Genomic DNA, 11,878 nt, shown 5'->3' on the forward strand with positions numbered 1-11,878 from the left:
AATCATTTGCGAAACTGGTTAGGAATATGAGTAAGTAAATCATGACTCGTTTTCTGGAAAGGAGGGGAGTAAAAAGTTTCGACAAACACACACTTTAGGAGGAAAAAGAATTGAAAAAAACACAAGTATTAAAAAGAAGTCTACTAACATTAGCTGCAACTGTTGCATTAGGTGCAGTAGTGTTAGCAGTACCAGCTCCATTTTCAGGAGAATCAATCGTGGCTTATGCAGCTGAAGGGACAGCTGAAGTATCAACGATTGACGAATTTGATGCAGCGTTGAAAAATCCAACAATCACTGTGATCAACGTAAACCAAAGTATCCAATTTAAAAAGAACATTACTAATATTCCAAATCGCGACTTAACAATCAATGGTAATGCAGATAAAGGAGTAGTAATCAATTCAGCCCACAACTCAATTTATGGTAAACAAAATACTAAAGGCAAAAACCTTGTTACCATCACAAATGCTAACATCGTTGGTGCTGATAGCGACGGCCGTTTCTTCACTGGTGGAGCTGGTAACGGACCTTCAAGCTACGGCTGGGATGTTTTAGCAACAAATGTGACATATACAGGTGCTCGTTTCGTTCACCTTAGTGAAGGTAAATTAACATTTGATGGCACAAATACAATCACAACTCGTGCTGAAAATGCGTGGGTTCATGATCTTGAATTTAAAGCAGGCTCTACTTACAACGGAATTGCTGCAAATAAAGATCACGGTCAATTCTCAGCATTCTACTTCAATGGTGCCTTGATCAAAGGAAAAGCAACTGGAGAAGCGATTATTGGTGATAATGCTAATGTAAATGTAAAAATTGGACCACAAAGTAATGTGAATCACTATTACCCAGTATTTTACGACAAAGTTCAAAAAGTGGATGTAGGTACTGGTGCAACTTTTGATGTTGATGCTGCAGGTGTTGCATTCCAATTTATTCCGCGTGCTGACTATGTAAATAAAGTACCAACGTTGAATTTAGCTTCAAGAAGTAAAGTGAAATTCAATGGTCGTGGAGGCGGAAACTACTCAACAATGAAATTACAGTATTATGGAACAGTCGTAAACGTAGATCGTGCAGCTGAATTAGTTGTTACTGGTGACAGCTCAAAATCAGTTATCGAAAGTGAATATAAAGGTGCTGTAATCAATTTAAATGCGCCAAGAAACTTCGAAGTAGCGAATAAACGTGCAAATTCAAAATTATTCTATGCCACTAATACAACTATCAATGGTACAAATGTTGGTCGTATCTCAACTTGGGGTCAATTAGGTGGAGATTATACAACTCCTGCTACAGAAACATTTAGAGGCGGTCAAGAATTTGCAGTGAACTTTGGTAAAATTTGCAACAGCAAAACGTTATCAGTTACTGGTAGTTTAACAGGTGATCAAGAATTCAAACTTGAAAATTATGGGAAACTTACTTTAGCTGGTGGAAGCATCTAAGCTTTGTAAAAAGACAGTATTTGGTTTTGAATTTTAAAAGAGAGGAGGAAAATAATGAAGAAACATATTAAGATTTTTCTCTTTCTAGGACTAGGGCTAATTGCCCTAGTTTCTGGTTATGTTCAGTTTCATATTTCTAATGAGAATAAAATCTTTGCCGCACCGTTACCTGGTTATCAAGATATAAAGACAGCTAATGGGATAAATTTAGTCGCTAAAAGTGGATCAAATACGGAGATATCTGGTGATTTTGGTTTTATGTTCAAACTCACAGATAACGTTTCATATGAGCCTATCGGTGAACCAATAATAGATTCAGGATTTTCTGGAAGTAAAACAAAAGTGTATCAGTTTAATCCAGAGAATCCGAGTGCCGAAAAAGGTGTTTGGGTTCGAAATGCAGGACTCTATAATGGTCGCAGTGTAGATTTAAAATTTGTCATTGATGAAATGGACTTTGCAAAGAAAAGTAATGGCAAATATCCTTCTTTCCGTTTCTTTGCGGTAGATGCTTCAGAGCGGGATAGTATGACAAATACACCAATTGCCACATCTTGGGGAAGCTACTATCTAATGATTGGATCAGGTTTGTATAATCACTATGAAGAATTTCAGTTAGGCGATAAAGTTCGATACCATTACGAATTTTATTATAATGACTCAAAAGAAAGTTTTGATTTAAAAGGTTCGTGGAATTTCAGTAATGTTAACATCAATAAAAAAGTAGCTTTTCCGTTTCCAACCGCTAGTTTTAGTGATATGTACGTTAGAGATGATTCAAACATAGGTTACAAAATAGAAAATAACACTTTTGAAATGACAAGTGATGATGAAGAAGTAGATCAACCAAGCGGAAGATTAACGAATTTATTTGAAAAACAAAAATATGAAATGACTATGGAATATCAAGGGTGGGATTACAATCAACCTAATCCCTATCCAGGACAAATGGCTGTTTTATACTCTACCGAATCTTTAGCACGAATTGCTCCAGCAACACCTATTGTCTCTGGTGAACGAAACAAAGCTGTACACACAGATCCAGAATACAGATCATTGAAATATTCAATCCTTCAGGGAATTGCTGATAATTCGAAAGAAAATAGAAATACTAAATTTAGACTTGAAACACAAGTACCAGATTTTTATGATATCCAATCGATCGATATTTATGAATATGGAACAACGATCAAAAAGAGTGATCTTTTTACTATTACTTATGAAGGAACAGAGCGATCAAAAGTAACAATGACAGCAAAGGATCCTACTTCTGATGCATTTAATGGTAGTTTATTTGATATCAAAGTAGTGGCTGTTCCTAATGCTAAATTTCAGTTTGATGCAACAGCAACTTCGCCATACGGATATGTTAATGCAAAAGATTCTACAAATGAAGATAACGGCTATATGATTTTTGAACAAGCGGGACCTAAAACAGTTGCGTATTATAGTTATATCAATAGTTTTTTAAACATTGATAATAAACCATTAGAATCTGAAGTGGCAAAAAATGTGAATGGTAGTGATTCCCAAGCTAAAGTGTTATATGAGGGAATACCAACTGCACAAGCAAAATCAGATATTAAGATTCCACTGAATACTGATTTTGAAACAGATTATCCATTCAATACGAATCCATTACCAACGGATACTGAAAACTATTTCTTGAAAAACATTTCTGTTGATACAGATAATAAAATTGATAAGCCTATAAAAGTTGCGTATAGCACAAATCACTCTTTACCTGATACATCTGTATTAGGAGAAAAATCGTTATGGCTAACATTAACAACAGCTAAAAATGTCACGAAAGATATTGAAGTGAAAGTAACAGTTGTACCGATTGCGGCCGAATTAAGGGTCAAGTACAAAATCAATGGCAACTATATGACGGATAAATACCCAGATTATGTTGATTCAACACAAATGATTGGCGCGCCGATTAATTTAAAAAATATTAAGTCAGTTGTTGATACGGTCGCGGCGATCAAAGAAGCGGGTTATAAACAGACGAATACGGTAACAGAAGAATTTAATCTTGCTGGTACAGGTAATACGGTTGAGTATGAATTTGAGGGGACCTTATTCTTATCATCTAGCCCAAGTTTACTTGATTTTGGGATTGAAGAGTCAAGTTATAAAGCGATTCGTGTAAATGAAGCAAAACTTGATAAAGCGTTGATCATCAAAGATACGCGAGCAGTCAAACAAAAATGGACACTGTCAGCAAAATTGATACAAGACTTTACTTTAACTGAAACAAACGGTGCTAAAAAAGTTATTCCAGACATCTTACGCTATAACGACGGTACGGATGAAGAAAAAAAATTCAATCTTGCTGAAAATCGTGATCTGCTGATTGACGAACATACCAGTAGTAATGAGTATGATGTCAGCCAAACTTGGAACTCAAAAGGCAAAGGCTTTAAATTGGATGTACCAGGAGATGCTGTTAAAACATTAGGGAAGTACCAAGCAAAAATAGAGTTTACGGTAAATGCAACGCCTTAAAAGCAAAGGAGAGACAATCAATTGATCATGAAAAAATTACGAGCTAGTGTTGTTCTTGTTTTCCTTGTTTTTGTGGGCAGTATGTTTACTGTAAAAACTATTCCGGCTTATGGAGTAGAAGCAGCGGTGCAAACGGATGGGGAAATTGTATTTACGCAAGAAAGTACCCAAACAACTTCTGCAACAAGTGAGTCGTCGACTGAGTCTAGTAATGAGCTGATAAAAAAGCCTGCAGGTAAGTTTCCTTCAACTGGAGAATTAGTAGCAAAAAGTCTATCAGTGAGTGGAGTAGCTATCGTCTTGTTTGCGTTGATTTTTTATCTATTTAAAAGAAAAAAATCAGCAGATGGAAAGGACGGGCAAAGCGAATGAAAAAAAGAACATTTTTGGTTGCGTTATTTGGCACCGTACTATTTCTTTACGGTCAGTTTGACCAAGTACAGGCCGAAAGCGCCCGTGAAGGTGGAGCTGAAATCGATCTTAAACGATTTAAAGAGACTGATTCTATTATTCGTGACCCTGAAAATCCAGAAGTACAAGTTGATCCAGGTGAAACGCCGCAAACAGAAGGTGATTTACGAATCGATTTTGTACCAAAATTAAATTTTAGCACAGTCATGATTTCTGATAAAACTGCTGTATTCCCAGTCAATGCCCAATTGTTTCATGGCGATACCAAGGCTAGAGGAAATTTTGTTCAAGTATCAGATTATCGCGATGATTCAACTGGCTGGACATTACAAGTCAGGCAAGAACAACAATTTAAACATAGGACAAAAGCGGGTGCCGAATTAAAAGGCGCAGTGATTTCTTTAGACCAAATATGGACCAATTCAACTAAAGATGCTGCCCTTTCACCAAGTGTTTCCAAAGAAGTTATTCACATGAGTAATATTGGCGACACCTATAATTTGGCGCAAGCACAACCTGACAAAGGCTCCGGAACATGGAGCATTATCTTTGGCGCATCAAAAGAAAATAAAAATGAGCGCCCAAATTCATTAGAACCAAGACTGGATTCTTCTGGCAAATCAATAGAAGATCCAATTTTTAAAAAACCAGTTTATAGTAATCAGGCGATTACGCTTTCTGTTCCAAAAGAAACAGAAAAACAAACTGGTGCTTATTCAACGGTGCTAACTTGGATATTAGCCGAGTTACCATAGATATTATACAAAAACTAGGAGGAAATACAAATGAAATTAACACACAAACTAGCTGGTACAGCGTTACTAGCAGCAATCGCAGTAGCAGCTACAGCACCAGGAGTAACAAAAGCAGCAGATCCAGCCGCACCAGGAGTTGGAGAAGGAGAAATTGAATTCACAAGTAAAACATACGGCACGTATGATACTACAGGGGTTGTGCCACCAAACTATACTAGTCAATCAACAGTTGATACAGATAGTACAGCACTGTTAGATGGACCATTTTTAGTACAAGGAATGTCTAAACTAGTCTTTAACTCTCAATCAGCAACAACTGGAGCCGTTACTTCATGGGCGAAACCAACGACAGCAAATGCGAACACAAGCGGTGCGACAGATAAAGTCGATGGTCGTGCAAACTGGGTACAATTTAAAGATGATCGTCAAGTAGACGACCATGGGTATGAATTAAAAGCTGTTATTTCTCAAAACTTCCAATTTAACGATACTGCAAAAGGAAAAATCAGAAATATCAAAGGGGCTCAAATCACTTATGGTAATGCAAACTTAGTAGCGGATAAAGATAATGAAGCGTTAAAACCTTCATCTACTGGTCTTAACAGAGCGACTACTGTTAACGAAACTGGATCAGAATTAATCTTCAAAAACCAAGAAGAAAATAAAGGGCGCGGTCGTTACGCTGTTTACTTTGGTGACGCAGAAGATGCTACTCAAAAACCAGAAGAGTCTGTTAAATTAGATCTTCCAGCGAACCAAGCAGAAGAAATCATGAATGGTAAATATGTGGCTAAAATCACTTGGACACTTGAAGCAACACCAAAACCATAAAACACAATTTAAATAGGTTCGCCAGTTGTAAAACTGGTGAACTATTTATTGATGGAATAAGAAAGGATAAATCAATCAGATGAAAAAAAGAATCAGCTTAGGACTACTTTTAAGTCTATACATAGTAGCACTTATTGGATTTTCTACACCCGTATATGCGAATCTACAGTTTACATATGAAACGGTAAAACCAGAAAATCAGCAAGGTGCTTTCGAGTATTTTAATTTACTTATGCAACCGGGTCAAAAACAGACGGTAGAAGTTCTATTGACAAATCGTGCAGATGAAGAACAAACGATCGAGGTTGGGTTGAATGGTGCTAAAACAAACTCTAATGGTGTTTTGGAATTTGGACCCAGCGCAATAAAAAATGACAAATCTTTGAAATACGATTTTAAAGATTTGGTAAAAGGCCCCAAAGAAATAACCTTAGCCCCAAAAGAAACACAACCGCTAAAAATGGAAATAACGATGCCAGAAGCGAGTTATGAGGGGAAAATTGTTGGTGGCATTCACTTGAAATCTAAGCCTACCAAAAAAGAAGAAGAAGAAAATAAAAAAGCAACAGGCGTTATCAATGAGTATGCTTTTGTTATCGGTATGGTGTTAAGTGAATCAGATACTGCGGTAAAACCAGAGCTGAAGCTGAATACGGTTTATGCTGGTTTATCCAATTATCGTAATAGTATTTTTGCTAATTTTTCCAATATAAGTGCTGATTTTGTCAATAATATGACCGTTGAAATGGAAGTTACAAAAAAGGGGTCAGAAGCTGTTTTATATGATATCAAACGAGCAGATATGCGGATGGCACCCAATTCGATGATTGATTTTCCGCTAGCGATGAATGGCGATCAGATGGAAGCAGGAGATTACAAAGCGCACATCGTTGTCACGAGTGGTGAACAAAACTGGACGTGGGATAAAGAATTCAAAATCACAAATGAAGAGGCAGATAAATATAATGCGCAAGATGTTACCTTGATCCAAGAAAGAGGGATCGATTGGAAATTGATCGCCATGATCGTAGGTGGCGTTTTCATTGCTTTCTTAGCTATTTTCTTTATTGTTCGTACCCTTAATAAGAAAAAGAAACCCAAAAAGAGAGGGAAGAAAAAGCGTAAGTAAGAAAGGAGATCAAAAAAGTGATGGTATTAGATTGGTTTTTTATTGGTTTACTTTCTTTTGCAATACTTTGTTTACTACTTCTGATTTTTTGTCTATTTTACTTCTTTTCGATCACGAAAGAATTAAAAAAGAAGCAGTGGCGTAAACGTCCTAAAAATAAAGAAAAACGAAAAAAATGGTTACATGTAAGAAAATCATTGGAAAAAAGACGAAAACGTTATCTTACGAATGTTTTTCTTTTATTCGTTGTGATGCTCATTACGGCAGGCAGCGCCTTTTATGCACGATATTATCAGTTGACCAATCTAACGTCAGAAGATGCAAAAGTTGTTGTTCAGGGGTATCTGTTAACAGAAGATCTAAAAAAACAGATGGAAACAGTCAAAGCAGGCGGCAGTGCTGAAAAAGTTTATCCGCAATTCCAAGAAGTAAGTGCTCTATTAGTCTCGTACGGGAATCGCCCAGTATCAGGTGGTTTGTCAACAGAAGGGGCAAAATTATTAACTCGTTATTATGTATCTATGAAAAATGTTGGGTTAAATCTGTCTACTTTAAGCCAAGAGCAATTAGAAAAACAAGAGACGATCGATGGCTATTTAAAAGATATCGAACGAATAAATGAACGGCAAAAAGCAGTTTTCAAGTACTTTAAAGTCAACGAGTCGGCACTAAAACAGAAAAATTAGGAGACTCAAGATCAAGATGAAACAGACAAATAAAACTTCTAAAAAGGCTGTAGTAAGCAACAAGCAAAAGAGCAAAGGTATCAGTCGTCAAAAGCTGCATAAAAATCAAAGTAAGCAGAAGGCGGTACACTTAAATCAAGGAAAAAAAGAATTAGCTAAAAAAAATAGAAAGGTTCAATCAAAATCACTTAAATCGAAAAAAATAAAAAGGACTCTAAAAAAAAAGAGAAAACAAAGACACCAATTTTATAAAGAAATCGGTGTCAGCTTTTTTCTCCTCATCCTTCTTTTTTTTGCTCTACAATGGGTATTTTTCAGTATGCCAAAAGTCGACGGTTATGGTATGACTACGACATTAGATGATGGAGATCGCTTATTTGTCAGCAAACGTAGCGCAATCAAGCGCTTTGATCTCGTCTATTTTAAAAATCCTGAAACAAAACAAGTAATGATTAGGCGAGTGATTGGTTTACCAGGCGAAGAGATAGCGTATGTAAACGATGAATTGATGATCAATAAAGCACCAGTTGTAGAACGGTTTTTAAAAAAAGAAATCAGTGAAGCCGCACAAGAAAAACGACGTTTAACCGAGGATTTTACTTTAGCTGGTTTAACAGGTTCAACACTATTGCCAAAAGAGAGTTATTTCGTTTTAGGTGATAATCGCCATTATGCGGCAGATAGTCGTCAATTTGGCTGGATCGAAAAAAAAGACATCTTAGGTGTGGTAAAAGCAAGAATAACACCATTTCATCATATGACTCAATTTTAAAAAACAGTAGGGAATCACTACATAGTAGGAGGGCAATCGGTGTCTACATATCAGAAACAAGTCTCGACAGCCAAAAAAGGCCATTCAACGAAAAAGAAACACCGCTATTATTCAAAAGAAAAAAGAAGCCAGAAACTGAATGAACAAAGTCAAAGAATGAGAAAGACACTCAAAAGTAGAGATATGATCTTTTTACTGTTTTTTGGCTGCTGTTTGGTCTTTTTATGGCAAAATAGCACTCATCAAGTGTCTGGTTCTTCGATGTTACCTACATTGGAAAATAATGATCGTATTATTGTTCGAAAAGGTCGCCTACCTGAACGGTATGAACTGATTACTTTTGATCCAGAAATCCCCGATGAAACTAGTTACGTAAAACGAGTGATTGGTCTTCCTGGAGATCAATTATGGGCAGAGGCAAACGCGATTTATCTTAGACCTCAAAAAGCTGGTAAAGGAGTGTTAAATACGGCTAGTCCAATGCCGGCAGAAGAGCTACCAGATAGCACATTAAAAGTTATTGTCAGTGAAGAAATTTTCCAAGAATTAAGAGATATTCACAAAATTCCTGAAGGCAGTTATTTTGTCTTAGGGGATAATCGGAGTGCTTCAAAGGATAGCCGCACAATGGGCTTGATCACTGAAAAACAAGTGGAAGGTGTTGTGACGTATCGCTATTTTCCGTTGAATAAGATAGGAGAAGTGAAGTGAATTTTGAATTTATAGGAGGAACGACTATATGAGAAGAATGAATTGGATGAAACAAAAAGGCTGGGCTTTTTTATTGAGCATTTTTTTGCCTATAGGAATCATGTGTTTTGTCTATGCACTTCTAGGTATTTATCCGGGAAGTGAAAAAACTATTTTAGCCAGTGATGCTTTGTCGCAAACGTCTAATTTTTTTGCGAGTTTAAATAATACGCTTCATGGAAAACAAAGCTTCTTTTATTCATGGCATGGTTCTTTAGGATTAAATTATTGGTCATTTATGGCTTACTACTTAAATGGTATTTTTAGTCCGTTGATTTATTTTTTTGATAATAGTCAAGTGCCAGATGCACTTTATCTAATTATCTTACTAAAATTCGGTGCGATCGGCGGGACCTTTTGGATCATGAGTGATCAAACGTTCAAAGTGCCTCAATGGGTCAAACTGATGCTAAGTATTAGTTATGCATTAAGCGGATTTGCTGTTGCGTATTCACCTCAACAAATGTGGCTAGATGGGTTGATCTATCTGCCATTAGTGATTTTAGGTATTCATCGTTTGATGGACAAAAAAAGACCTGCTGTTTTATTTATTAGCTATTTGTTATTATTTTTATCTAATTTTTATATGGCTTTTATGATCGGAGTATTTTCATTTCTCTACGTTATTTGTCGCTTTTTAATTGATCCAGCCAAGTATAAAAAAAGTCTGCTGCCCTATTTAACCACTTCACTGTTAGCAGGTGGTGCCTCAATGGTGACTATTTTACCTACGCTATTGGATTTAAAAAATAACGGAGAAAGTCTAACTAAGATACAGGATTTTTTTACAAAAGGAACTGATATTTGGGATCTTCCGGCGAAAACAATGGTGGGAGTTTATGATACAAGCAAATTTGGCAGCTCGCCATTTCTTTATTTTGGTCTATTAGGCTTGATTTTTTGTCTCTTTTACTTTGTGAGCCCTAAATTTCCCTTGAAGAATAAACTTATTTATGGCAGTTTGTTTCTATTATTGATTGCAAGTGTCTATATTGAACCGCTGAATTTATTTTGGCATGGTTTTCATTCGCCAAATATGTTTTTATTTCGCTTTAGCTTTCTTTTTTCCTTTTTAGGCTTATTATTAGCAGGCTTTGGTTTGGAAAAAGTAACGAGGGAAGATACCAATCGACTGGTCAATATTGTTCTTGGGCTGATTTTGTTATATCTTGCGATTATTTTTTTGGCTAATCGTAAAAGATATGATTTTTTAGATAAAACAACGATTGCTACTACGGTGATTTTACTATTAGTTTATCTTTCAATTTGGTTAGTCAGTCATAAATGGCAGCAAAAAATGACCATCTGGTGGGTGTTATTATTTCTCGTTTTTCTGGGTGAAATAACGTTTAACACACAGCGAATGGTAACAGGAATTAACGCTGAATGGCATTATCCTGATCGAGTTGCATTTGATCGTGACTATCAAGATGTCCAACAATTAGTGGCAACGACCAAGGAAGAAAATAGTACCTTATATCGTTTGGCAAATTTGAACAGTATTTCTAGAAATGAAAGTTTTCTTTATGGTTATAGCGGGGTATCAATGTTTTCATCTATTCGAAATCGTCATTCTTCTATGTATTTAAATGAATTAGGTTTTCGATCTAATGGTACGAATTTAACGATACAATACGCAAATAATACGTTAGTAATGGATGCTTTGTTGGGGATAAAATATAATATTTCTGAAAATGATCCAAAAAAATATGGATATGAGCTCAAAGAGACTGCAGGTAAACATAAATTATATGAAAATCGTTTGGCGCTTCCTTTAGGAATTTTAACAGATCAAGGAATTTACAAGAAAGATGCCGTGAAAAATCAGTCAGAGCTGATTGCCTATTTGTCTAATCAAAAAGAACCATTATTTTATTTCTCAGAAGCTGAAATGATCAAAGAGGAAAATGTTCAAATCGAAGATCAAGGCTCCGTCCTCTTCTACTCAAAAACAGTTCCAAATAAATTACGAAAACTGACCTACTCAATTGATGTTCCCGCACATTCACAAGCCTATCTAAGTTTGTATGGCAGAGGAATGGAGGTTGAAGCAATCACGAAGGTAAACGGAATTGAACAGCGCTCAGGTCTTGAAGAAAATGGGCAGTATTATAATTTAGGGTATTATGAAAAGGTCGAAAAAATCGAAGTAGAAGTTAGTTTTACTGGTGAAGGTGTCGTTCATTTAGTTAAACCGACCGCTATGTTTATGAATGTTGAGGTATTTGAAGACTCGATTCGAACGATTCAAAAGCAAGGGGTCTCTTTTGAAACGAAGGGTAGAACGGCGGAAGCCGATGTAAATTTAGCTAAAGAGCAAGTCGTGTTGACAACGATTCCTTATGATAAAGGCTGGAGTGCGTATATTGATGGCAAAAAAGTTGAAATCCCAACATTTAAAGATGCGTTTTTAGCTTTACCTGTACCTAAAGGAGCACATACGATCAAATTTGTTTTTTTGCCTCAGGGTTTTAAAATAGGGTTTAGTTTATTGATTAGTTGTCTCATTCTTTTTATATTTTTCAACTGGTGGTTAACGAAAGAGGATAGGAAAACGTAACAGTGCAAAGAGTATCTTT

10 protein-coding genes are annotated in these 11,878 nt (G+C 36.1%); all 10 read left to right on the forward strand.

The window, feature by feature from the left end; translation table 11 throughout:
- Nucleotides 1-110: 110 nt before the first annotated feature.
- The 10 genes from IGJ50_RS05180 (at nt 111) to IGJ50_RS05225 (ending at nt 11,859) form a co-directional block, all read left to right on the forward strand.
- The gene (locus tag IGJ50_RS05180) at nt 111-1,454 is read left to right on the forward strand and encodes a pectate lyase-like adhesive domain-containing protein (protein WP_069639788.1); all 1,344 of its coding nucleotides are present in this window, start codon (nt 111-113) and stop codon (nt 1,452-1,454) included.
- A 54-nt stretch (nt 1,455-1,508) separates the two neighbouring features.
- Nucleotides 1,509-3,965 carry a hypothetical protein gene (locus IGJ50_RS05185; protein WP_069639789.1) on the forward strand — a complete coding sequence of 819 codons (2,457 nt, stop codon included), beginning with the start codon at nt 1,509-1,511 and terminating at the stop codon, nt 3,963-3,965.
- 27 nt (nt 3,966-3,992) lie between these two features.
- The gene (locus IGJ50_RS05190) at nt 3,993-4,337 is read left to right on the forward strand and encodes an LPXTG cell wall anchor domain-containing protein (RefSeq protein ID WP_167351671.1); all 345 of its coding nucleotides are present in this window, start codon (nt 3,993-3,995) and stop codon (nt 4,335-4,337) included.
- Nucleotides 4,334-5,131 (forward strand): WxL domain-containing protein, encoded by a 798-nt coding sequence (locus IGJ50_RS05195; protein WP_429949209.1) that lies wholly within the window; start codon nt 4,334-4,336, stop codon nt 5,129-5,131. The genes IGJ50_RS05190 and IGJ50_RS05195 overlap by 4 nt, the downstream gene beginning before the upstream one ends.
- A gap of 30 nt (nt 5,132-5,161) precedes the next feature.
- Entirely contained in the window at nt 5,162-5,962 is an 801-nt protein-coding gene (locus tag IGJ50_RS05200) for a WxL domain-containing protein (RefSeq protein WP_069639791.1), read from the forward strand.
- A 79-nt stretch (nt 5,963-6,041) separates the two neighbouring features.
- Nucleotides 6,042-7,091, forward strand: coding sequence for a DUF916 and DUF3324 domain-containing protein (locus IGJ50_RS05205; RefSeq protein WP_069639792.1), 1,050 nt, complete (start codon nt 6,042-6,044; stop codon nt 7,089-7,091).
- Nucleotides 7,092-7,111: 20 nt separating this feature from the next.
- Nucleotides 7,112-7,777, forward strand: a complete 666-nt coding sequence (locus IGJ50_RS05210; protein WP_239574064.1) for a hypothetical protein — start codon at nt 7,112-7,114, stop codon at nt 7,775-7,777.
- Nucleotides 7,778-7,793: 16 nt separating this feature from the next.
- Complete coding sequence (lepB, locus tag IGJ50_RS05215) at nt 7,794-8,549, forward strand: signal peptidase I (RefSeq protein ID WP_429949212.1); 756 nt, start codon at nt 7,794-7,796, stop codon at nt 8,547-8,549.
- 39 nt (nt 8,550-8,588) lie between these two features.
- Complete coding sequence (gene lepB, locus IGJ50_RS05220; protein WP_429949214.1) at nt 8,589-9,260, forward strand: signal peptidase I; 672 nt, start codon at nt 8,589-8,591, stop codon at nt 9,258-9,260.
- Between the two features lie 28 nt (nt 9,261-9,288).
- On the forward strand, nt 9,289-11,859 hold the full coding sequence (locus tag IGJ50_RS05225) for a YfhO family protein (RefSeq protein WP_429949216.1): 2,571 nt from the start codon (nt 9,289-9,291) through the stop codon (nt 11,857-11,859).
- The last annotated feature ends 19 nt before the right edge of the window (nt 11,860-11,878 follow it).

The sequence above is a fragment of the Enterococcus sp. AZ101 genome (assembly GCF_050499005.1).
GTDB classification, from domain to species: Bacteria; Bacillota; Bacilli; order Lactobacillales; family Enterococcaceae; genus Enterococcus_L; species Enterococcus_L ureilyticus.